19 protein-coding genes are annotated in these 22,104 nt (G+C 58.6%); 7 read left to right on the forward strand and 12 right to left on the reverse strand.

Features of this window, described 5'->3' with window-relative positions:
• Positions 1 to 277 precede the first annotated feature (277 nt).
• The 3 genes from WX88_RS22920 to WX88_RS28220 all read right to left on the reverse strand — a co-directional run bounded on the left by WX88_RS22920 (position 278) and on the right by WX88_RS28220 (position 3,512).
• A complete protein-coding gene (locus tag WX88_RS22920; protein ID WP_046246759.1) occupies positions 278 to 1,960 on the reverse strand; it encodes a S8 family serine peptidase in 1,683 nt (560 codons plus the stop codon).
• A 411-nt stretch (positions 1,961 to 2,371) separates the two neighbouring features.
• The gene (locus tag WX88_RS22925; protein WP_046246760.1) at positions 2,372 to 2,791 is read right to left on the reverse strand and encodes a hypothetical protein; all 420 of its coding nucleotides are present in this window, start codon (positions 2,789 to 2,791) and stop codon (positions 2,372 to 2,374) included.
• A 106-nt stretch (positions 2,792 to 2,897) separates the two neighbouring features.
• Positions 2,898 to 3,512, reverse strand: coding sequence for a helix-turn-helix transcriptional regulator (locus tag WX88_RS28220; RefSeq protein WP_052733015.1), 615 nt, complete (start codon positions 3,510 to 3,512; stop codon positions 2,898 to 2,900).
• A 296-nt stretch (positions 3,513 to 3,808) separates the two neighbouring features.
• Between WX88_RS28220 and WX88_RS22935 the strand changes: the two genes are divergently transcribed.
• The 5 genes from WX88_RS22935 (at position 3,809) to WX88_RS22955 (ending at position 13,503) form a co-directional block, all read left to right on the forward strand.
• A complete protein-coding gene (locus WX88_RS22935; RefSeq protein WP_156176367.1) occupies positions 3,809 to 5,530 on the forward strand; it encodes a hypothetical protein in 1,722 nt (573 codons plus the stop codon).
• A gap of 223 nt (positions 5,531 to 5,753) precedes the next feature.
• Entirely contained in the window at positions 5,754 to 8,399 is a 2,646-nt protein-coding gene (locus WX88_RS22940) for a type I restriction-modification system subunit M (protein WP_046246763.1), read from the forward strand.
• Complete coding sequence (locus WX88_RS22945) at positions 8,390 to 9,631, forward strand: restriction endonuclease subunit S (RefSeq protein ID WP_197076907.1); 1,242 nt, start codon at positions 8,390 to 8,392, stop codon at positions 9,629 to 9,631. The genes WX88_RS22940 and WX88_RS22945 overlap by 10 nt, the downstream gene beginning before the upstream one ends.
• The gene (locus WX88_RS22950; protein ID WP_046246765.1) at positions 9,628 to 12,771 is read left to right on the forward strand and encodes a type I restriction endonuclease subunit R; all 3,144 of its coding nucleotides are present in this window, start codon (positions 9,628 to 9,630) and stop codon (positions 12,769 to 12,771) included. Before WX88_RS22945 ends, WX88_RS22950 begins: the two co-directional genes overlap by 4 nt.
• Before the next feature lie 6 nt (positions 12,772 to 12,777).
• Complete coding sequence (locus tag WX88_RS22955) at positions 12,778 to 13,503, forward strand: M48 family metallopeptidase (protein WP_046246766.1); 726 nt, start codon at positions 12,778 to 12,780, stop codon at positions 13,501 to 13,503.
• 110 nt (positions 13,504 to 13,613) lie between these two features.
• Here the strand turns inward: WX88_RS22955 and WX88_RS22960 are convergent, their stop codons facing one another.
• The 8 genes from WX88_RS22960 to WX88_RS22995 form a co-directional block, all read right to left on the reverse strand.
• Positions 13,614 to 14,192, reverse strand: coding sequence for an SMI1/KNR4 family protein (locus WX88_RS22960; RefSeq protein WP_082116252.1), 579 nt, complete (start codon positions 14,190 to 14,192; stop codon positions 13,614 to 13,616).
• Entirely contained in the window at positions 14,167 to 14,685 is a 519-nt protein-coding gene (locus tag WX88_RS22965) for an SMI1/KNR4 family protein (RefSeq protein ID WP_046246768.1), read from the reverse strand. Before WX88_RS22965 ends, WX88_RS22960 begins: the two co-directional genes overlap by 26 nt.
• 4 nt (positions 14,686 to 14,689) lie before the next feature.
• Positions 14,690 to 15,316, reverse strand: a complete 627-nt coding sequence (locus WX88_RS22970; protein ID WP_046246769.1) for an HNH endonuclease — start codon at positions 15,314 to 15,316, stop codon at positions 14,690 to 14,692.
• 191 nt (positions 15,317 to 15,507) lie between these two features.
• The gene (locus WX88_RS28225) at positions 15,508 to 15,996 is read right to left on the reverse strand and encodes an SMI1/KNR4 family protein (protein ID WP_052733016.1); all 489 of its coding nucleotides are present in this window, start codon (positions 15,994 to 15,996) and stop codon (positions 15,508 to 15,510) included.
• A gap of 6 nt (positions 15,997 to 16,002) precedes the next feature.
• Positions 16,003 to 17,163, reverse strand: coding sequence for a type VI secretion system tube protein TssD (gene tssD, locus WX88_RS22980; protein WP_046246770.1), 1,161 nt, complete (start codon positions 17,161 to 17,163; stop codon positions 16,003 to 16,005).
• A 240-nt stretch (positions 17,164 to 17,403) separates the two neighbouring features.
• Complete coding sequence (locus WX88_RS22985; protein ID WP_046246771.1) at positions 17,404 to 17,775, reverse strand: hypothetical protein; 372 nt, start codon at positions 17,773 to 17,775, stop codon at positions 17,404 to 17,406.
• 57 nt (positions 17,776 to 17,832) lie between these two features.
• A complete protein-coding gene (locus WX88_RS22990) occupies positions 17,833 to 18,255 on the reverse strand; it encodes a roadblock/LC7 domain-containing protein (RefSeq protein ID WP_046246772.1) in 423 nt (140 codons plus the stop codon).
• 291 nt (positions 18,256 to 18,546) lie between these two features.
• On the reverse strand, positions 18,547 to 19,245 hold the full coding sequence (locus tag WX88_RS22995) for a carboxypeptidase-like regulatory domain-containing protein (protein ID WP_082116254.1): 699 nt from the start codon (positions 19,243 to 19,245) through the stop codon (positions 18,547 to 18,549).
• 633 nt (positions 19,246 to 19,878) lie between these two features.
• On the opposite strand from WX88_RS22995, the gene WX88_RS23000 reads away from it, so the two are divergent.
• The gene (locus tag WX88_RS23000) at positions 19,879 to 20,406 is read left to right on the forward strand and encodes an NADPH-dependent FMN reductase (RefSeq protein WP_046246774.1); all 528 of its coding nucleotides are present in this window, start codon (positions 19,879 to 19,881) and stop codon (positions 20,404 to 20,406) included.
• A gap of 35 nt (positions 20,407 to 20,441) precedes the next feature.
• Here the strand turns inward: WX88_RS23000 and WX88_RS23005 are convergent, their stop codons facing one another.
• Positions 20,442 to 21,011 (reverse strand): DUF2062 domain-containing protein, encoded by a 570-nt coding sequence (locus WX88_RS23005; RefSeq protein ID WP_052733017.1) that lies wholly within the window; start codon positions 21,009 to 21,011, stop codon positions 20,442 to 20,444.
• A 101-nt stretch (positions 21,012 to 21,112) separates the two neighbouring features.
• Between WX88_RS23005 and WX88_RS23010 the strand changes: the two genes are divergently transcribed.
• Positions 21,113 to 22,063, forward strand: a complete 951-nt coding sequence (locus tag WX88_RS23010) for a YihY/virulence factor BrkB family protein (RefSeq protein ID WP_052733018.1) — start codon at positions 21,113 to 21,115, stop codon at positions 22,061 to 22,063.
• Positions 22,064 to 22,104: the final 41 nt, after the last annotated feature.

Genomic DNA, 22,104 nt, shown 5'->3' on the forward strand with positions numbered 1-22,104 from the left:
TAGATGGCGGGCGCGGGCGGGGAAACCTCACCCCCAGCCCCTCTCCCAAGGAGAGGGGAGCCAGACAAATATTACGCCCAGGGAAAACAGGTAATCCGTCGTTCGTACCCTGGTCGATGTAGAGACGCGACCCTTCGCGTCTCGTCGTTGAACGGCTGCGGTGAACGATTTGCAGTGAACGGGCTGCATCGCACGGACCGCGGTGAACGACCCATACCGTGGGGTTTCAACCACATCAGCAACGACGAGACGCGAAGGGTCGCGTCTCTACAGGTACTTATACTGACTGGATGGCCCGCATCAGGTCCACGAGGCCGCTGCCCTGGAAGTACTTCTCGCGCTTGAGGTCGGTGGCGGTGCTCATGAAAATCTCCTTCACCTGCTCGGGGCGGCCGATGAACTCGCGGCGGATGGAGAGGAAGGCCGCCACGGCCCCCGATACGTGCGGGGCAGCCATGCTCGTGCCGCTGTCTTCGGCATAGTCGCAGGGCTTGCCCTGGTCTTTCATTTCCTGGAGGATGGCGCCGGCCGCGCACGACAGTATTTTCTCGCCCGGCGCCACCAGGTCGGGCTTGAGGCGACCGTCGCCGGTGGGGCCCTTCGACGAAAAGTAGGAGACGCCGTAGGTGTGGGGCATTTCGCGGTGCGTCGAGCCAACGGTGATGGCCAGCTCGGCATTGCCGGGGTCGTTGATGGTGAAGGGCAAGCCCGCCGAAACCACCCCGTTGAACTCGCTCTGGGCGCTGCCGTAGCCCGTGTTGCCGGCTGCTGCCACCACCACCACGCCCGAGCGCACCAGCCGGTTCACCTCCACGCAGATGGGGCTTTGCCCGCAGGCAAACCATTCCGGGTTGAAGGAGTAGCCCACGCTCATATTGACGCCGTGCACGAGCAGGTGCCGGCCGTAGCCGTTGAGCTCCTGAATCATGCCGATGGCGGCAATTACGTTGCTGGCCTCGCCTTCGCCGTTTTCGTCCAGCACTTTTAGGCTGAGCAGCTTGCATTTTGTGGCCATGCCGCTCATGGTATTGGTCACCACCGGAACCAGGTTGATGGCGCCGCCGTCGTCGCGCTGGCGGGTGTATACCGTGGGCGGCCGGCTGGTATCCCCCCACATGCCGCCGATGATGCCGGCCACGTGGGTGCCGTGCCCCGCCTCGTCGCGCACGGCGGCCGAGGCACCGTTGGGGCCCGGCGCCGCGCCGGTAAAGTCGGTGTGTTCGAGCGGCGAATCCACCTCCAGGTTTTTGTGCGTGGCAAAATGCGGATGCGTCTCGTCGATGCCCGAGTCCATCACGGCCCACACAATGCCATCGCCGAAGGCCGCGTACGCCGCGTGGGCCGCGTCGCCTTTCACGGTCGAGATGGACTTATTGAGCAGGGCGTAGATTTTGAAATCGGCCCAGACGTGGTAGATGGCACGGGGGCCGGTTTGCATGGTGCTATCGGCGGGGAGGACGCCGGCTTTGCGCTCCTGCTGGCGGTCACGCTTCACCAGCTCCAGCACCACATCACTCTCGACCTTCACAAACAGGTACTGCTGGGTGTAACGGTTTTTGGGGTCATCGGCCGCCCGCAAGCTCACGGCAATGTGGTCTGGCTCCCGGGTCAGGGTAGGCACCAGCTCCGCTAGGGTATCCAGCACCCATTTCATAGCCCCCGCACGCCCGTCGGGGTACTCCAGGTTTAAGTCGATGATGATGCTGAACAGCCTCGCCGGGCCCTCCACGAACCCCGCCGTTTTCCATTCCTTACGAGCAGCCCGCAACGCCGGGCTCGCCCGGTTGGGCTGGTCGGCGTGCTTGTCGGCTTTGCTCAGCCGGGCTAGCTTGTCCTGTAGGAGCAACCGGGCCTGCTCATCCTCCAACTCCTGGCGCAGCGGCATCGCAATGACGCTCTGGAGTAGGGTTTCCGGGTCAAAAGCCTTGGGGCGAAAATCAGGGCGACGAGGGGCGTCCATGGTAGATAGTTAGCGCAAGAAGTGAGGAAAAGGCCAGCCCCACGGCTGCGCCCGGCAATGATAACAACCAGCAGTAAATTAAAATTTAAAAAACGCCAACGCCCCAAGTAACCGGGCAAAGGAACGGTCGTGAAGGTGAGGGCACGGTCATGCTGAACGGCGTGAAGCATCTCTACCACGAAGAGTAAATAAATTACTGGCCCGGTAGAGATGCTTCACGCCGTTCAGTATGACGTTCTTTTCCGTTCAGCACGCTCCCTCTGTTCTTCCCAGCCCCTGCCTCCAAACGGCGGCCAATCCGCACCTGGGCTTATCTGCTGAATAGCCCCCCATTGTCTCTCCCAAAACACAAAAAACCCCGCCCAACACTGTTGGGCGGGGTTTCTGCTGCCATTACAACCGCGAAGCCACCTAGGCGGGTACCGTGGGGCGGTGGGCTATTACCTCCGCTTTGGCCTTATTCAGCTCCTCAATCTGGACCACTACCTGGCGCAGATTCAAGGTTATGCGGAAGGCTGCTACTGCTCCGAGCGTAGTTTGCGCGGCCCCCAGGTCGCCGCGGCGCTTCACGGCGGTGCGCAGTTCGGCTTCGCGGCGGGGACGATACTTGCTGTCGGGGGCCATCCCGGCGAGCTGGTTGTTAAGGTCGCTGATATCCTTGTCGAGGACGCCAATTTCCTCCGTGATGCTCGCGGCGCGGGCACTCGCTTTATCGTCGCGGTGGTCGTAGGTCGTTTGGCGGTACGTCAAGTCATCCAGTTCTATCTGGATGTCTTCCAGTACCTCGTCGCACATGGACTGCGTGGTGAGCGATTCTACAGGGTATGCCATGGTTTTTTGTGAAAAAAGGTGAAAAAATAGATTATTTTCCACCTAACGCCCCACGTATACTCTTATTATACTTTTTAATTATTTTTTTCTTAGACATTAATGGGGCCTAGCCTGCGGCCAGCAGCCGGGCCAGGGCCGTGGCTTCCACCTCCAGCGCCAGCAGACGTACCACTGTCAGGGCCCGCTCAGCCACGGCGGCGGGGTCAGGAGCCGTAGCTGTCACGTCGGCGGCCAGCACGCCGAGCCAGCGGGCCAGGTGCGTGCGCTCGGCCGGGGGCGCGGGCCCGGCGGGCAGGGCGGCTCGCAGCACCGCCAAGCCCCATTGTCGGCGGCTTTGCAAGGCGTAGCGCTTGCCCTCGCGGTGCAGGGCCCAGCGCAGCCGCGCCGCCTGGGCCGCCACCGTGCGCTGCCGGGCCAGCAGCGGGGCCGGAGCGACGGAACCAAAATCGGGCAGGGCGGGAAGCGTGGTAAGCGGCGCGGCCGTGGGCAGTTCCGTGCTGAAATGGGGCGCGACGGCGCCCTGGCCAGTGGGCGGAGGCAGGAGGTTGCCCAGCCGCGTGAGCCGCGCGTCGGCCAGGGGGGTGGCGGTGCGGCGGCCAGCTTCGAGGTGCGCCACCTGCCCCCGCGTGACGCCTAGGTAGCGGGCCAACTCTTCTTGGCTGAGACCAAAATGGCCGCGCACGGCGGCTTCAAGCGTGTTGTAGGAGATAGGGCGTGACATGGCAATGACAGCTTGTAGCGTTGAGAAACAAAAAGCGCATATGCGCTACAAAAATTGTATCGTGTCAGCGAAAAAATAAAATTGTGCTACAAGTTTTGTAACACGATTTTATTTTTTTCGCTGACACGATACAACTCGCTCCGCACCCCTAGCTGCCAGAACTGCCGACAACCAGCAGGTTGGACATCGCGCAAATTTAAGTGGCAGCACTGATGCGGCTTTTGATGAGAACGCAGACCTTGCGCCTCTTAGCTGTGGAGCTTCTTTTTCTTCTTACCTCTTTTTAATTTTTTTCTATGAGCCAATTACTACCTTCTTCTACTTACGGCACGACACTACGGGCGCGGTGGGTAGCTCCCGCCTTCCTGATGCTGCCCCTGTTGGCCGGGCTACTGGCCGGGTGCAGCCCCAACCTGGCCCGGCGCTATAACAACATGTGGAACAACAACAGGTCGGTGTTCACGTGGGTGCATACTAATGACGTGCCTAGGTATGCTAACGTAGAATTGAACAGCTACCATGTGGAAACGCCTCCCGGCACGGTGGCCCCCAGCCGCAATCTGCTGAGTTTAGCGGGGGAAGGGCAAGCTGCTTTCATCAACGCGCTGAATGCTCGAATGCCCCGCGGCACCACAGCCGCTGATGCCAAGGCGTTGATTGAGTTGCTGACGACCAATTTTCCGAACGAAGAGCCGACACGGGCGAAAATTAAAATCATCCCCAGTACGCTGAAGAAGACCTTGGTATTTACGACCGAGCGCCCTCGCTTTCATGCCTGGGAGGACAGGAGCGCGACCAACCGAACGCCTTACTATAACTTCGGGCGGCTGGCCGACCGTCTTGCCTACCTGGAGCTGAGCGTGGCGCTGCCAGCAACCAGCAAGCTGGGATTTAGTAGCTGGGACCGATTTGTGACTAAGGAAGTGACCGTTAACCTGGGCGACGTGACTTCAGCCCGCGAATGGAATGCCAACGTGACGGCCAACGCGGGCAGCACCAACGTAACGGGCAGCACCACCGGCGACACTCAGGCTCAAGTAGTAGGGCCAACCGGCACCACCTCGGTGGCCGACGGTGCCACCACGACTACCAGCACCGCCAACAGTGGTAGTAAATCCTCCACGCTGGGGCTAGGCGTGGCTGGCGCTGCGGGCGTAGTTAGTAAATATTCCACTGCTCTGAGCCTGTCGAACCGCGTCCTGGCCCTGTCGGGGACGCTCACCCCCACCCGCATAACCGTGGTGCAGGAAGGCGCCCAAGGCATCGACCTGAGCGGCAACCAGTCGCTGGCGGTGGAATACACGACCACGGCCGAGTGGGCAACGCCTATCTGGGTGCATCAGCTTCCTAAAAAGCTCTACGCAGCCGATGGCAAGGCCGCCCCCCTCGACACGCTTAAGCTGCCGGGCTTCTACATTGTATTTCCAGACGTGCCGCTGCTCGATTCCGCGGGCAAAACCAACCCCAAAGCCCATTTTATGGGAGCCTTGCGCTACCGCTTCCTGTACCGGCACGTAACCCGTGGCAACAGCCACCTGCCCGAAGCCCGCCACAAGGCCGAGTACCTGTTTGGGCAGGTGGGCTACAGCTACGACCAGAGCAAAGCCAAGGGAGAGGACGGCACGAAGGGAAGCAAGGATGAGAACAAGAAGGATGAGAAGTGGACGACCGAAGTCAATGGTCGACTGATATCTTCAAGCGAATGGAAGGAAATAGCGGAGAAAGGCAAGCAAGTGGAGTTGGCTAATTCCGGTGATTTTCGCCCGGCCACCTACCGGCTCCAGTACGAAGCGTCAGGGAGCACCCTGGAGGCACGGCCTTTCGTGGCCTTCAAAAAGGAAGTAGTGGAGTTTGAAACGCTGCAAGAGGCCACGACCTTTTTTCGCTACATGCGCGACGCACTGCCCGCAGCCGGCACGCCACTGCCCGCCAATACCTTTTCGCTGGCGCCGGCTACGGCTGTTGCAATAAACCAAGCTTTGCTTTCCAAGCTGCGGATAGTTAAGTATCAGCACTAATAGCTTCTGCTTACCATTGCCAAGCCCCGGTAGACCGGCCCCGCGCGGGGTCGCTCTACCAGGGCTTTGTCGTGCACCCTGGTGTATAACCGGGTGTCCCTTCGTGCCAACTTGTTTAGCATATTCTTCGCTCGCTTCTTGGCTTCCTCCCTATCTTTACCTACACCCTGCCCCCACGAAAAAACGGCTGCGCGGGTTATAATTCCCCTCCTCTCTGTAACTCATGGCCTTAAAGAAAAGCGCCCTCTACTCCTCCCTCTGGAAAAGCTGCGACGAGCTGCGCGGCAGCATGGATGCCTCGCAATACAAGAACTACGTGCTGGTGCTGCTGTTCATGAAATACGTGAGCGACAAGTACGCTGGGCGCACCGATGCCCTGCTGGAAGTGCCCGAAGGCGGCAGCTTTCACGACATGGTGGCCGCGATGGGCAAGAAGGACATCGGCGACCGGCTGAACAAGATTATCAGCAAAATGGCCGAGGCCAACGGCCTGAGCGGCGTGCTTGATGTGCCCGAGGCCGACTTCAACGACGACAACAAGCTGGGCAGCGGGCAGGAAATGGTGGACCGCCTCACCGAGTTGGTGGCCATTTTCAACAAGCCGGAGCTGAACTTCACCCAGAACCGCGCTGACGGCGACGACCTGCTGGGTGATGCCTACGAGTACCTGATGCGGCACTTCGCCACTGAGAGTGGCAAGAGCAAGGGCCAGTTTTACACGCCTTCGGAGGTGAGCCGGGTGATTGCTAAAATCGTGGGCATCGACCAGAGCACCCGCGCCAACCAATCCATCTACGACCCTACCTGCGGCTCGGGCTCGCTGCTGCTCAAGGCGGCCGATGAGGCGCTGCCCACCAAAATCAGCATTTTTGGGCAGGAAATGGACAATGCTACCTACGCCCTGGCCCGCATGAACATGATTCTGCACGGCCACGACGGGGCCGACCTGGTGAAGGGCAACACCCTGGCCACGCCTGCCACCTGGGGCTGGGCCGTGAACCAACTCAAGCAGCACGACTTCATCGTGGCCAACCCGCCCTTCTCGACCAAGAGCTGGATGAACGGCCTCACGCCCGACGCCGACCCTTACGGGCGCTTCACCGGCTTCGGGGTGCCGCCGGCCAAGAATGGCGACTATGCTTTTCTGCTGCATATCGTGCGTTCGCTGAAGGGCAACGGCAAGGCGGTGGTGGTGCTGCCGCACGGCGTCCTGTTCCGGGGCAACGCCGAGGGCACCATTCGGCGCAACCTGGTGCAGAAGGGCTATTTGAAAGGCATCATTGGGCTGCCGGCCAACCTGTTTTACGGCACCGGCATCCCGGCCTGCCTGCTGGTGCTCGACAAAGAGGGCGCGGCCACGCGCACCCACCTGTTTATGGTGGATGCCAGCCGGGGCTACCTCAAGGACGGCAACAAGAACCGCCTCCGCGAGCAGGACCAGCACCGCATTGTGGACGTGTGGCGGCGGCAGGAAGACGAAAAGCACTTCGCCCGGCTGGTGCCGCTCACCGAAATCGAGCACAACGATTACAACCTCAACCTGCCCCGCTACGTGGAGGGGCCGCCCACCCAGGACCGCCACGACATTGAGGCGCACCTGCGCGGTGGCCTGCCCGCCGCCGACCTCGAAGCCCTGGCCGCCTACTGGGACGTGTACCCCACCCTGCGCGACGTGCTGACCGAGCCCGGCGACCGGCCCGGTTACTTCCGCCTGCGCGTGGCCCCCGACGACATCCGGCCCACCATCTTCGAGCACCCCGAGTTCCGGGCCTTCCGGCAGCGGGTGGAAGAAACCTTCGGCACCTGGGTGGAGCGGGCCGAGCCGCTGCTGCGCGGCATCGCGCCCGACACCAAGCCCAAGGCCCTGCTCGAAACGCTGAGCGAAGACCTGCTGGCCACCTTCGGCCCCGTGCATCTGCTGGATGGCTACGACGTGTACCAGCGCCTGATGAACTACTGGACCGCCACCCTGCAAGACGACGTGTACCAGGTGGTGGCCGAGGGCTGGGACGCCAAGCCCTACCGCCCGCTGGTGGGCAAAAAGCAGCGCCCCGGCCAGTGGACCAGCGACCTGGTGCCCCGTGAGCTGCTGATAAGCCGCTACCTGACCGCCGAACAGCAGGCCGCCGAAACAGCCGCCGAGGCTGCCGCCGAAGCCACCCGCGCCCGCGAGGAGCTGGAAGAAGAATACACCGCCGAAGAGGCCGTGCTGAGTGAGCTGGAATACACCAACGCCACGCAGCTAGCCGCCGGCGTGAAGGCCCGGCTGCGGGAGCTGATGAAGGGCATGAAGCCCGAAGGACCTGCGCCCAAGCGCGGGCGCAGGCCAAAGAATGAGGCAATGGGGTTGTTCGACGAGGTGGTGCCGGCCCTACCGTCAACCTCACCCCCTGACCCCCTCTCCAAAAAAGAGGGGGCACCGGCTATGCTCCTGGCGGCGGAGCCCGCGCCTGCTTTCCGGGCGTTAGGCTCCCCCTCTTTTTTGGAGAGGGGGCCGGGGGGTGAGGTTGACGCGGAGGGCGAAGAAGTGAAAGCCCTGCACGCCCTGGAAGCCGCCCTGACCCGCGAAGCCGCCGCCAAAAAAGCCCTCACCGAAGCCCAAGCCCACCTGGAAGCCCAAATCGGCCCGGCCTACGAACGGTTGACGCCCGAGGCCACCCGCGACCTGCTCGTGACCTACAAGTGGCTCGATACCCTGCACCGGGCCGTGGGCCAGGAGCTGAGCCGCCTCTCGCAGGGCCTGGCCCGCCGCCTCGATGAGCTGGGCAACCGCTACGCCGCGCCCCTGCCCCAGCAGGAAGCGGCCGTGGCTGCCCTCACCCAGCAGGTGCAAACCCATTTACAGGCAATGGGCTTTTCGTGGAATTAAGAAAGAAGAGCGCAATGCTGAAACCAGGATACAAACAGACGGACTTGGGCGTGCTACCGGAGGAGTGGGAGGTAGCAGAAATTGAGCAAGTTGCAGATGTAAAAGGAGGGAAAAGGTTGCCACTTGGCAAAAGCCTAACCAACGAGGTAACACCTCATCCTTACATCCGCATTGTTGATGTTTATCAAGGAGGTGTAAGCCTGCAAGACATCAAGTACGTGCCAGTGGACGCTTTTCCGCCGATAAAAAACTACCGCATCTACAAGGATGATTTATTTATTACTGTTGCGGGTACGCTTGGCTTAGTCGGGAAGGTTCCCAAAGAGTTAGACGGGGCGAATCTTACCGAAAATGCTGACCGGCTGACAAATCTGAAATGTAATCAGGATTATCTTTTGTGGGTAATGCTTTCGCCTTTTGTGCAAGCAGCTATCGAGGAAGAAAAGACCACAGGAGCCCAGCCAAAACTGGCTTTGACCAGAATAAAGAAGTTTCAATTTCCGCTTCCTCCACCTACCGAACAGCAGGCCATTGCCGAAGCATTAGGCGCAATTGACACCCTTCTAACCTCTCAGCAGGAACTCCTGGCCAAAAAGCGCGCCCTGAAACTGGCGACGCAGCAGGCGCTGCTGAGTGGCGAGCGGCGGCTGCCGGGGTTTGCGGGGGGGTGGGGGGAAAAGACGTTAGGAGAACTGAGCCAGATTAAAACCGGCAAGAAAAACAACGAGGATAAAAGCGAAAGAGGCAAGTACCCATTCTTTGTCCGTTCCCAAGAAGTTGAACGAATAAACAGCTATTCGTTCGATGGCGAGGCTATTCTACTTCCCGGCGAAGGAAACATTGGCAGCATTTTTCACTACATAAACGGGAAATTTGACTACCACCAGCGAGTCTATAAAGTCAGCAACTTTTTACCGAATGTCTCTGGCAGATTCGTGTACCACTACATGAAAGAGTACTTTGGAGAGCACGCCATGCTAAATACTGTAAAGGCGGCGGTGGATTCTTTGCGACTACCTACCTTCCAAGAGTTTTTTATTAAACTCCCATCTTTGGACGAACAACGCGCCATTGCCGCCATCCTCAGCGACATGGACGCGGAACTTGAAGCCCTGGCGGCCCAACTCGCCAAAACCCAGGCCCTGAAGCAGGGCATGATGCAGGATTTACTCACGGGCGCCATCCGGCTGACGGCCGGGGCGGCCCCCACTTCTACCCACCCCATTCAATGAGCGCCAAAGTTGGACAACCGGAACGCGCCACGCAGGACCGCGTGGTGAAGCTGTTTCACACGGAGCTGGGCTACGACTACCTGGGCAACTGGGAGAAGGCCCCGCGCCGCTCCCCCATCGAAGACGAGATGGTGCGCAAGTACCTACAACGCCGGCAGTACCCATCCCTGCTCATCGAAAAGGCGCTGCGCGAGCTGCACCTGACTGCCGAAAACCAGACCGAACCCCTCTACAAGCGTAACCGCGAGTTGTACAAGCTGCTGCGCTACGGCGTGAAGGTGCGCCCCGAAGCCGGGGCCAACCTGGAAACCGTGGAGCTGGTAGACTGGAAGAACCCCCTGGCCAACGACTTTGCCCTGGCCCAGGAAGTAACCGTGCTGGGCGCCGCCCACGCCAAGCGCCCCGACGTGGTGCTGTACCTCAACGGCCTGGCCATCGCCGTGCTGGAGCTGAAGCGCAGCAAGGTATCGGTCCACGAAGGCATCCGCCAGAACCTCGACAACCAGACCAGCACCTTCATCGAAGGCTTTTTCGCCCCGGTGCAGCTCGTGCTGGCCGGCAACGACACCGAGGGCCTGCGCTACGGCACGGTGGGCACCACGGAAAAATATTACCTGGAATGGCGTGAGGAGTTAGCAGTTAAGAGTGAAGAGTTAAAAGTTAATTCAGGCGACACCAACAACGAGAACGACCAACTCTTAACTCCTAACTCTTCACTCTTAACTCCCCAACCCCTGCGTCTCGATGAAAACCTGCGCCATCTGTGCGGCAAAGAGCGCCTGCTCACGCTGCTGCACGACTTCGTGGTATTTGACAGGGGCACCAAGAAGCTGAGCCGGCCCAACCAGTTTTTTGGGGTGCGGGCGGCGCAGCAGTTCGTCGCGCGCCACGAGGGCGGCGTTATCTGGCACACCCAGGGAAGTGGCAAAAGCCTGACGATGGTCTGGCTCACGAAGTGGCTGCTGGAAAACGTTACGGGTGCGCGCGTGCTCATCGTGACCGACCGCGAGGAGCTGGACGAGCAGATTGAGAAGGTGTTTCTGGGCGTAGAGCAGCAGATAGTTCGCGCCAAAAGCGGGGCCGACCTGCTGCACCAGCTCAGCCAGCCCACGCCCCGGCTGCTGTGCTCGCTGGTGCACAAGTTTGGGGCCCGCTCGGAGGCCGACGCCTACGACAAATACCTGGAGGAGCTGATGAAAGAAGCCGGCCGCAGCGGCCAGCCCTTCCGGCCGCAGGGCAAGCTCTACGTGCTGGTCGACGAGTGCCACCGCACGCAGTCGGGCAAGCTGCACGATGCCATGAAGACCCTGCTGCCGGGCGCGCTGCTCATCGGCTTCACCGGCACCCCGGCCCTGAACGATGACAAGCGTACCACCCACGAAACCTTCGGCCCCTACATCCACAGCTACCGGGTAAACCAAGCCGTGAAAGACGGTGTGATACTGGAGCTACGCTATGAAGCCCGTAAGGTGGAGCAGTACCTCACCGAGGGCGGCAAGCGTAAGATGGACGAGTACTTCGAGCTAAAAACCAAAGGCCTGAACGAGTACGGCCGCGCCCGCCTCAAGGAGCGGTGGGGCACCATGCAGAAAGTACTCAGCTCGAAGGAGCGCATGGACCACATCGTGGCCGACATCGTGCTCGATATGGAGAAGAAGGAGCGCCTGCAAAGCGGCCGGGGCAATGCCCTGCTGGTATCGGGCAGCATTTTCCAGGCCTGCCGCTACTACGAGCTGTTTCAGCGGGCGGGCTTCCGGCAGTGCGCCATCGTGACCAGCTACCAGCCCAAAATCAGCGACCTGAAAGGCGAAACCACCGGCGAGGGCGACACCGAGCAGCTGCAGAAATATAAAATCTACACCGACATGCTGGGCGGCCAGCCGGTGGAAAAGTTTGAGAAGGAAGTGAAGCGCCAGTTCGTGGAAGACCCCGCCCAGATGAAGCTGCTCATCGTGGTCGACAAGCTGCTCACGGGCTTCGACGCGCCCTCGGCCACCTACCTCTACATCGACAAGGAAATGCGCGACCAAAACCTGTTCCAGGCCATTTGCCGGGTAAACCGGCTCGATGGCGAAGACAAGGAATACGGCTACGTGGTCGACTATAAAGACCTGTTCAAGGCCCTGGAAAAGTCTATACGCGACTACACCAGCGAGGCCCTCGACGGCTACGACAAAAACGACGTGCAGGACCTGCTCACGGACCGCCTCACCAAAGGCCGTGAGCACATCGAAGCCCTGCGCGAGCAGCTTCGGCTGCTGTGCGAGCCGGTGGCCCCGCCCCGGAATACTCCCGAATACATTCGTTTTTTCTGCGGCAACCCCGCCAACCCCACCGACCTGGCCGAGCGCGAAGGCCGGCGGCGCGACCTCTACAAGTACACCGCCATTCTGCTCCGCGCCTTCGCCGAGCTATCCGGCGGGCTGGAAGAAGCCGGCTACACCGCCGCCGAAGCCGCCGAAGTAGCGCGCGTGGTGAAGCACTACGAAAACGTGCGCGAAGAAGTGAAAGTAGCCAGCCTTGAGGCCCCCGACCTAAAGCGCTACGAAGCCGACATGCGCTTCATCTTCGACAACTACGTGAAGGCCGATGACTCGGAAAAGCTGGGTACGCTGGACGACATGACGCTTATCGAAGCCATCGTGGCCCGAGAGCCCCAGGCCGGCTACGACCGCCTGCCCAAAGGCATCCGCGACAGCCCGCAGGCCATGGCCGAAACTATCGAGAACAACGTGCGCCGCCTCATTATCGACGAGAATGCCACCAACCCGAAATATTTTGGGCAAATGTCAGAGCTGCTGGAAGAGCTGATAGCCCGGCGGCAGCGCGAGGCCATCGAGTACGAAGCCTACCTGGCCGAAATCGAAGAGCTGTGCCGTAAGGTGAAAAACCCCGTGAACAACTACCCGGCCACGCTCCACACCCGCGCCCAGCGCAACCTCTACGACAACCTGGACGAGAACGAAGCGCAGGCCCTGGCCGTCGATGCCGCCATCCTGGCCGTGCGACAGGACGGCTGGCGCGGCGACACGCCGCCCGCGAAAAAGCGCATGGTGCGCAATGCGATTAAGGCGGTGCTTCACGACGAGGAGAAAACCAAGCACATTCTGCAAATCGCCATGCAGCAGGCCGAGTACTAACCGCCCATGACCACCCAACTGCAAATTGGCGCGCTGGAAGTAGACGTGGTGCGGAAAGACATTCGCAACGTCCACCTGGCCGTGCTGCCGCCCGATGGCAGAGTCCGCATCGCCACGCCTCCGCAGGTGGGCGACGAGCAGGTGCGCCGGCTTATCATCGGCCGCCTGGGCTGGATACGCAACCAGCAAAAAAAATTCGAGCAGCAGCCCCGCCAAACTGTGCGCGAGTACGTGTCGGGCGAAACCCACTACTACCAGGGGCACCGCTACCGCCTGCGGGTGAGCTATGTGGAGGCCGCCCCCAGCGTGCGGCTCCGCAACCGCCAGCTCCTGGACTTGCAGGTACGGCCGGGCAGCACGGTAGCCCAACGGGCGCGGGTGCTGCAGGCGTGGTACCGCGAGCGGCTGAAGGAGCAGTTGCCCGCCCTCATCGCCAAGTGGGAGCCGGTGGTAGGCGAACGGGCCACCGCCTGGGCCATCAAGCTGATGAAGACCAAATGGGGCGTCTGTAACATCGAAGCCCGCCGCATCTGGCTCAACCTGGAGCTGGCCAAAGTAGCCCCGCACCTGCTGGAATACGTGGTGGTGCACGAGCTAACGCATTTGCTGGAGCGTCAGCACACGGCCCGGTTTAAGGGGTTGCTTGACCAGTTCATGCCGCAATGGCGCACGTACCGGGACGAATTAAATGGCGGCATGTTGGCAGCGTTTGAGGAGTATGGGATGGTTTGACAGTCAGTTCGTCGGAAGCTGCCACGAAAGCCAGCCCAGACCTGATGCATGGTGGACCTATCGATTTACTTGCCATTCGGGCAGGCCGATGAACTGGCTGATAAAGGAGATTAAACCGGCGTGCCTTCAACCAGCCCGTCGAGAAAGGCCGTGAAGGAAGGGGCCAGGAAGTGTACCCCCGGGCCATAGTCCAGCGGCGCGGGCGGGGTCGATTCGTCGGTTTCCTCGTCGTACTCTCCCTCCGGGGGCGTGTAAAACTCGTGGGCGATGTAGTACACCGAGCCATNGGGCGTGTAAAACTCGTGGGCGATGTAGTACACCGAGCCATAGTCCTGCGGGCCTACGCTGAGGACAAAAATATCCCCGCCGCTTTCATCGCCAAACGGCACTAGGTCGGGATGTAGTTCGTCCAAGTCAAGGAGGGCGTCCTCCAAAGTGCTTTCTCCAACACCCACGGAAAACATGGACCTCAAATCGCGCTCTACTGAATGCCCATCCTCCATCTTTTGAACAAATACCTGTCGTTCGGGCCAGCCACCATTATGGCGAAGCAGGTGGGCCTTGTAATCGTCGGGCAATGTGAAGCCGTGTTCTTGCTCAATGGCTTCCAGGTCGGCTGGGGTCGCGGGTTGCTCCATGCCGACAAAAGGATTGGGGTACCGACTACTCGTCGTCATCGTCATCGTCATCGTCGTCGGGGATATCCACTAAGCCATCTAAGAAAGCGGTGAAAGAGGGTGCCAGAAATGAAACGCCCTTACCGTATTGACGCGGTTGCTTCATCTCCTTGCGCTTGGGTGGCTTGTAAAACTCGTGGCTGATGTAGTACACGCTGCCGTAATCTTCCGGGCCTACACTCAGCACGAATTGGTCGCCCCCGGCCTCGTTGGCAAATGGAACCAGGTCGTCATGCAATTCGCTTCGCAACGACCGCAAGCTGCTTTCAAGCGTATAGTCCCCGTTTTTGACCGGCTTGAATTGATTCACGCTGCGTTCAACGTGTTCGCCATCTACTGGGTCTAATTGCAGGAATGTGTCCCGGTCCCGAGGCCAGCCGCCATTGTATTGCAATAGGTGGGCCTTATAATCAGCGGGCAATGTGAAGCCGTATTGTTGCTCAATAGCTTCGATGTCGGCGAGTGTAGCCGGTTCTTGAGTGCCAATAAAATAGTGGGGTGTCATGGGGCTATTTGTATAAACTAAGGCCAGTGTGTTTATTACATTGGTCGCACGAACCAAGATGCACAAACGTGTCTTCGTGCGCTTTGACCTGCACCAATTCCATTGTGCAAGTGCCATAAGGCGGCGGAGTGCCCGTAGTGGGTATAAAGTCGTCGCGGTGGTGCCAGGTATAGCCAAGCGGCGGCTTATTACTTTTCAAGCCCTGTGACTTGACCAGTTGGGTTAGCCCAGCGGCTTTGTTTGCGGCTTTGAAATCGCCCGACCGGTTACCGGCCATCTGGATTTGCACTACGTTTTTCTGCTTGCCCGTGACGGGGAACAAATGGGGAGTGCCGGCGTAGGTCGGTTCGCCATTCAGGGTGAGCGGGATACCCATCAACCCGTTTTTGCTGCCGGTTACATTGTAACTTTTCTGCGCGTCGTACACGGCCACCATCTTACCTCGTTCGTCGGTGCGGTACGTGAACGGGTCGCCCGCGACGTGAAATTCGGTGCTGCGATACTTTTTGAGGAACTTCTTATTTTTGGCTTTATCCGAATCATCCCAGCGGCCTTTAATAATTGCGGCCCATTCCGCTTGGCTCAGATACACCTGAGCATGGGGCGAGGGATTGGGAATGGGAGCCGGCAAGTGCGGGGGCCACTGGGAGCCGAAGCCACTAGTACGACGCTGACCACGGGCGGCGTGCTATGGTCGCACGCGGCAGGCGCTACGAAGGCGGACGCTTGGCCCGCTCGTGTTCATCGTGAAGCTGCCGAAGCTCGGGACCACGGGCATCAGCTAGCGTTCGAAGATACCAGCGAACTAGCTGATGAGAGCGATTAAACTGGCGTGCCTTCAACCAACCCGTCGAGAAAGGCCGTGAAGGAAGGGGCCAGGAAGCTCACGCCTTTGCCATATTGTCGCGGCTGGCTCATTTCCTTGCGTTTGGGTGGCTTGTAAGATTCGTGGCTGACATAATAGACTGCCCCGTAATCTTCCGGGCCAACGGATAATACGAACAGGTCACCCCCCGTTTCGGTACCAAACGGGACTAAATCATTGTGCAACTCACTATACAGTGATTTCAAACTACGTTCCAGGGTAGTGCCACCGTACTTAATGGACTTGAAGTCGCTGATTTTACGCACTACCTGTTCGCCATTCTCGCTAAGCTGAAGGAACGATTTGTAGCGTGGCCAGCCGCCGTTATGCTGTAGAATGTGCGCTTTATAATCGTCAGGCAGCGTGAATTCATACTCCCGCTCAATAGCTTCTATATCTGCTAAGCTAGCCGGTTCTTTGGTACCAATAAAGGAGTTGGGTTCCATAGGTAATTAGCGATAGAGTTTCTTTTTATTTGGTTTCTTGTTGTGCTTGTTACACTGGTCGCAGCTTCCTTTGTGAACAAACGTGTCTTCGTGCGCTTCCGTCTCTACGAGTTCCATCGTGCAAGTACCGTAAGGAGGATTAGGTGGGGCCTTAGGATTGAAGTCATCGCGGTGATGCCAGGTATAACCGTCAGGGGCTTGCTCAGGGTCGCGGCCTTGGGCCGCGACAAGTCCATCAAGTCCAGCCGCTTTATTTGCCGCCTTGAAATCGCCTGGGCGGTTTCCAACCATATCAATAACCACCACATTTCGTTGATTGCCCGTGACCGGGAACATATGGGGCGTGCCAGCGTACGTCGGCTGCCCATTCAGGGTGAGCGGAATAGCCATCAGTCCGTTCTTGCTGCCGGTCACATTATAGCTTTTCTGGGCGTCATAAATAGCTACCATCTTGCCCGTGTGGTCAACGCGGTACGTGAAAGGGTCACCAGCCACATGAAATTCGGTGCTGTGGTAAGGTTTGAGGAATTTCTTTCCTTTGGCTTTTTTAGTATTGTCCCATCGGCCTTCGATGAGGGCGGCCCACTCGGCTTGGCTCAGATGCACCTGAGCATGGTCGGGCGAGGGATTGGGAATGGGAGCCGGTAAGTGCGGGGGCACATCGTCCGGGGAAACGAGCGTGCGGGGGCCACTGGGAGAAGACGCTGCTTGACCACCAATGGCGGCACCGAGCAGCGCCGCCACGGGTGGGGTACCATGACTGCGGGCTGCAGGCGCCACAAACGCGGCGGCGGGCCCACCGACCTTCAAGGTGAAACCACCAGGTCCGGTCAGCTCCACATAGGCCACGTAGCGCCCGTGTTCCCCTTCCTCAAACTCTTCCTCGTAGCCCGTGCAGTAGGCCGTGACCAGACTAACCGTTTCGATGGCACTGCCCCCAGCGCTGTCGAAGAAGACGGCATCGGCCGGATAATGGGTAGCGACGGCGGCGGCCCAGCCTTCGAGGAAATCGTCAGCCGGCACGTCCAGCACCAGGGCTAGCTTGCCGTGACGAACCCGCTCGCCGGCCCGGCCCCGCTCACCGATAGCCTGGTGTACCCCGTAGTGACAGCTGAGAAGTGGGTAGACATGGCCGGCTACATGCAACTCGGCATAGATGGCGCCCATCGGTAGAAAGTTATATAAAGGTGGAAGGAGGCCGCAAAGCTACAGCATGGCCTCCTTTCTACCGTTCCTGGTTTAATAAGGCTGAGCTTCCGATTTGGCTATAGATGCCAACCGCAGAAACGAGCGCATAGCGAAGTTTAACACACCTGCATCTACCACAACCGCCACTACCACCGCAAAAAAAGCCCGCCAACTAAAAAGTCGGCGGGCTCCTTAAAAATTTAAGGCTTGAATTAACTATTAGTTCAGGGTTGACGAATGCATTTTTATAATCTGCCGGGCCTGCGCTAGGTTAGTGTCGCGGGAATTAACTGCCAGGTAGATAAACTTGTCACCAGTAGGAGAAAGCTTCAGCAGATGCAGCTGGTCGGTCAGCGTCAGCAGGATGTCCTGCACGGTCTGATTCAGTTTCAGGGCCGCGATGGCTTTCAGCTTTGCTTTTACTACTTCCGTGTTATAAGCGGCAGCCGTTTCAATATCAAAGTCAGCAACGTTGGTGTGCGAAGCCAGCGGCATACCGGTTTCGGTTTCTACCACCGCTACGGCCAGCAACGTAGGCAATTCGGCCAGGATATCTTTAACGGCTTGTTTGGGGGATGAGGAAGTTGACATGCTAAAGTACGGGGCAGTTAAATGTTGAATGGCAAAAAGTGAAAGATATAAAAGCGGTTAAATGGCGTGTCGGCGCATGACTTCTTTGGCAATTCCCAGGTTGGCATCTTTGGTATGCACCGCCAAATAGCAGTACCATTTACCATCGTTCATGGGACGCAGGTGGTGGAGCTGGTCTTCCAGCATAATGGAAATATCGGTGAGTGGGCCACCTATCCAAGCCTTCGCTGCCAGGGCTTCTTCCATGATGCGCAACAATTTGGCGTTGCGCAAGCTAATCTGGTTGGGGTTATAAGAATTGCTGACGGTATAAGACGCAGCTACTCGCCCAGATTGGGTATTTACTACGCAGGCCATGAGCAGATCGGGAATTTCTTGCAGTAGCGCTTCAATTATTTCTTTGGAGCGCTTTCCTATCTCATCATTGGTTCCTACAGTTACTTTTTTTAATTGTAACCGATTAAAAAACGGTAGATTCATTTTGTGGGTAGCGAAGAAAATACCAGCGACTGGTGTAAACGCCCGGTTAAAATTTTCCCTTGAAAGGCAGAAAATTCAGCGCCATTATTCTCTCCTAATCAGGCCGTCAGATTGGAAGTCATCAAAAAAAATACTTAGCGATACCAGCGTTTGGTGGTCACCTTTCAAAAGTAATTGATAGATCCGCTATCAGAAACTTCAGTACGTAAAAAGCGAAGATTTATACCACCTTCCCAATTTACATCCTGATTAGATTGGCCCCACAGCATACCATCTGGAAGAGTTGAAAACCTAAAATTGCCACCAATGTTTTTTCTTGGCTTTTGCCACTTTATCGGTGCGGGGCAGCAGCGTTACATTTTGCACGCTACGGCCGTTCACCTGTAGCTCTTCTTCACTGTAGCCCCCGTAGCCAACTTGCAGGTTTGACATTTGATTGGCGGGAACCAGCAGGGTGTAATTGCCTTCGGCGTCGGTACTCACACCGCGGCGGTTGGCTTTATCCAGCACCGTAGCCCCAACCAGGGGGTGGCCGTTTTCATCCAGAATCCGACCGGTGACGGTCGACATTTTAGTCAAGGCAGCTGCTTTGGCGGCCGAAAACACTTCTTCGCCTACTGCCGGAACAATAACGACGTTGGGCCGGGCACTACCCGGAACAATATGCAGGTTGTTGCCCGCAAAAGCAGCACCACTTACCAACGCGGCTACTAACACGAGCGTGCCGGCCCGCCGACGAAAGCGCTGCGGCTCGGTGCGTATCAGGTAAAACTGCTGTTGGAGCCAGCCCACCGGGCGCACGTCGTGGCCTTTTTCTTTCAGGCTGTGGAATCGCTCAAACGCTTCGCTGCCCTTGGCAGGATTAGCCTTCAAATAAGCGTCTACTAATTCGGTGTTCTTGTTGGATAAATCGCCCCGGAGATAGGCGTCCCGATAACCTGGAAGAAGTTCTCGGGTAATGGGATGGAATGGGTGTGAAGTTAGTGCCATAGGAAAGGGAGTAAATCGCCGAATTAGTAGAGTGGACAGACGTATTGACGCTTTTCAATTGACAATTCTACGGCTAAAAAAAGGGCGGCCAAGTTGTATTCGATGAATCAAAAAAACCGACCTATGAACACAGATTATGACCGGTTGAAGAATTCAAATTTCAAGCCTTTACACAATTTAAGAAATTATTGTTTAAGCATTTACCTAAAATGTTAAACAAAATTATCAAATTGCTGATTTATCTACAATAAAGTAAGCTGTAATACTAGCTTTAGTCTATTTGTAAGCCAATTAACTAAATACCCTAAAAACTTGCTTTATATTTATTACGCCAAAATTATCAGCTAAATATTTTCACCCATCTGCTTTCATTATTGCGCTATAATGATTGGCTAACCTATCTCAGTAAGCGACAGTCAGAATGTGCTGAACGCTGAGCGATTTACCGGTATATTCTTTTATTTTTCACGACAAGTGCCGCGTTCTCAATTTAGTGGAACCTAGCAGGAGAGCACCTACTTATCCCCGGTTCCAAATAGCCAGCAACGGGCGCGTCATTCCTGGTCGCCGCAACCTAAGGTGGGGCCGGCAGGTTACGGAACGACTAGTACCTGTCATTCTTTCTTTTTCGTTTTGATAACCCTTCTCGCCGGTACCAACCGCCCCAACTCCCGCGCCCGCCGCATTGCCAACTACTACCGCACCATCCTCACAGAGCTAGGCGCCGAGAGCCAAATCCTGGACCTGGCTGCGCTGCCGGCCGATTTCATCACCTCGGCGCTGTATGACAATGCCGGCCGCCACCCCGAGTTCAATCGCCTGGCCACCATGCTCGACGCGGGCCCGAAGCTGGTCATAATCACCCCCGAATACAACGGCTCGTTCCCTGGTGCGCTCAAAGCGTTTATTGATGGCCTGCCCTATCCCGGCGGCATTTGGGGCAAGAAAGCCGCCCTGGTAGGCCTGAGCAGCGGCGGCCAGGGCGGCCTGCTGGCCATGGCCCACCTCACCGATGTGCTGATGTACCTGGGCACGGCCGTGCTGCCCCAGCGCGTGCGCCTACCCTTCATCAACAAGGACTTGAACGAGGATGACGGGCTCAACCTGGAGCTTTCGCAGCAATTGCTGCGGGAGCAGGCCACGGCACTGCTGGCGTTTTAGGGGGCGCCTCACCTGCACGCTGTGGCCGCTTATTCTTATGAGCTTATACCCCCGTTGAGCGCAGCAATGGCCTCAGCCTCAACTTGCCGGGCCAGCACGCGGCGGAACACTGGCCGAAGCACGAAGTAGATAACGGTGACCAAGGGGACTGCCGCGACGGCCCAAATCAGGAGTGCGCCAATTTCGGCCCGCCACAAGAGGCGGCCCACGGCCCCCCAGCCGTCGTTGGCGATGAGCGCGCGCAGGCTCTTAATGGTGAGGTGCGCTACCTGCGCGCCATGGCCCAGCAACCGGGCTCCGCCGCGCAGCAGCGGAATAAGCAAGGTTAGTTGAAAAGCCGTCATCAGATGGGCCACGAGTTGTAAGGCGGCCACATTGAGGCGCAGACGCAGGGCGGTAGCCGTGCTTACCAGCGTGGTGATGCCAAAGGTAGGGGCCAGCCCAAAGGCCACACCCAGCCCGATGGTCAGGGCCAGCTTTTCCGGCGAGAGGCCGGTTTTGAGCAGGTCGAGCAAGGGAGCGAGCACCCGGCGGTGCACCCAGGACCGCGGCGGCGCGTCGGGGGGCACGAGAGGAGGCAGGAGCTGGGGATTAGGAGCTGACATGAAGAAAAACAAGGATGCCACGGAGGAGCGACACGGCAGCCCTTATCTTCGCTGCTGCCCTCTTTTACGGCTACTGGCCAAAATGTTGCCTTCCGGGCATTATGACAAAGTTAGTTTCTCCCGCCGAGCTGCCCAGACCCTGGTGGCGCGAACTGCCCATTCTGCTGCACCGCGCCGGCCGCGAGTTTGGTGCCAACGACCCGCTGCGCCTGGGCGCGGCCACGGCCTTTTTCACGTCGTTTGCGCTGCCGCCCATCCTCATCATCCTCATCGAGCTGCTCAGCTCGCTCTACTCCACGTCGATGGTTCGGGTGCTGCTGCTCGGCAAGCTCAGCAACCTGGTAGGGGCCTCGGCGGCGGGCCTGGTTTCGCAAATTGTGATGAACGTGGCCGACCCGCGCCGCAGCCGACTCGTGACGTGGGTGGGCTTTGCGTTTCTGGTGTTTGTGGCTACTACACTGTTCACCGTTATTCAGCATTCGCTCAACCAGCTGTGGCAAATCCGGCCGAAGCGCGGCACCGGCAAGCTCTCGCAGGCCTTGCAGGAGCGGCTGCGCTCGGCGGGTATTCTGCTGGCGACGGCGGTGCTCTCGCTGCTGGCCTTCGGGACCGATGCTGCCCTGGGCCTGTTTGCCGAAAGCATTCGTGACTTCGACCCCACATTCTCCTACTTCGTGGTGCGCGGGCTCAACGCGGTGGTGGCCTGGTTTATTCTGGCGGCCTGGTTTGGGGTCACTTTCCGCACGCTGAGCCTGGCCCGGGTGCCGTGGCGGGCCGTCACGCGCGGAGCTGCCCTCACGGCGCTGCTCATCAGCGTGGGGGAAGTGGTGCTCGGCCGCTTACTGGTAGCGCAGAACCTGGGCCCAGTCTACGGGCCGGCGTCGAGTCTGGTACTGGTGCTGCTGTTCGTGTTCTACTGCGCCATGATATTCTACTTCGGCGCAGCCTTCACCAAGGCTTATGCGCACCGCATTGGGTTGGATATTAAGCCTAAAAAATCGGCCGTGCGCTACCGGCTGGTGAACATGACGGAGGAAGAACCCGGCTTTTAGCTTTCGGAAGTACGTGAGATTCCCCGGGCCGGGGCCCCATC

The organism is Hymenobacter terrenus (genome assembly GCF_000972495.1).
Classification (GTDB): Bacteria; Bacteroidota; Bacteroidia; order Cytophagales; family Hymenobacteraceae; genus Hymenobacter; species Hymenobacter terrenus.

What these genes read in the sequence shown, in the direction of transcription:
- WX88_RS22920 (WP_046246759.1), bottom strand. Translation starts at nt 1,960, where the DNA reads ATGGACGCCCCTCGTCGCCCTGATTTTCGCCCCAAGGCTTTTGACCCG.
- WX88_RS22925 (WP_046246760.1), bottom strand. Translation starts at nt 2,791, where the DNA reads ATGGCATACCCTGTAGAATCGCTCACCACGCAGTCCATGTGCGACGAG.
- WX88_RS28220 (WP_052733015.1), bottom strand. Translation starts at nt 3,512, where the DNA reads ATGTCACGCCCTATCTCCTACAACACGCTTGAAGCCGCCGTGCGCGGC.
- WX88_RS22935 (WP_156176367.1), top strand. Translation starts at nt 3,809, where the DNA reads ATGAGCCAATTACTACCTTCTTCTACTTACGGCACGACACTACGGGCG.
- WX88_RS22940 (WP_046246763.1), top strand. Translation starts at nt 5,754, where the DNA reads ATGGCCTTAAAGAAAAGCGCCCTCTACTCCTCCCTCTGGAAAAGCTGC.
- WX88_RS22950 (WP_046246765.1), top strand. Translation starts at nt 9,628, where the DNA reads ATGAGCGCCAAAGTTGGACAACCGGAACGCGCCACGCAGGACCGCGTG.
- WX88_RS22955 (WP_046246766.1), top strand. Translation starts at nt 12,778, where the DNA reads ATGACCACCCAACTGCAAATTGGCGCGCTGGAAGTAGACGTGGTGCGG.
- WX88_RS22965 (WP_046246768.1), bottom strand. Translation starts at nt 14,685, where the DNA reads ATGACACCCCACTATTTTATTGGCACTCAAGAACCGGCTACACTCGCC.
- WX88_RS28225 (WP_052733016.1), bottom strand. Translation starts at nt 15,996, where the DNA reads ATGGAACCCAACTCCTTTATTGGTACCAAAGAACCGGCTAGCTTAGCA.
- tssD (WP_046246770.1), bottom strand. Translation starts at nt 17,163, where the DNA reads ATGGGCGCCATCTATGCCGAGTTGCATGTAGCCGGCCATGTCTACCCA.
- WX88_RS22985 (WP_046246771.1), bottom strand. Translation starts at nt 17,775, where the DNA reads ATGTCAACTTCCTCATCCCCCAAACAAGCCGTTAAAGATATCCTGGCC.
- WX88_RS22990 (WP_046246772.1), bottom strand. Translation starts at nt 18,255, where the DNA reads ATGAATCTACCGTTTTTTAATCGGTTACAATTAAAAAAAGTAACTGTA.
- WX88_RS22995 (WP_082116254.1), bottom strand. Translation starts at nt 19,245, where the DNA reads ATGGCACTAACTTCACACCCATTCCATCCCATTACCCGAGAACTTCTT.
- WX88_RS23005 (WP_052733017.1), bottom strand. Translation starts at nt 21,011, where the DNA reads ATGTCAGCTCCTAATCCCCAGCTCCTGCCTCCTCTCGTGCCCCCCGAC.
- WX88_RS23010 (WP_052733018.1), top strand. Translation starts at nt 21,113, where the DNA reads ATGACAAAGTTAGTTTCTCCCGCCGAGCTGCCCAGACCCTGGTGGCGC.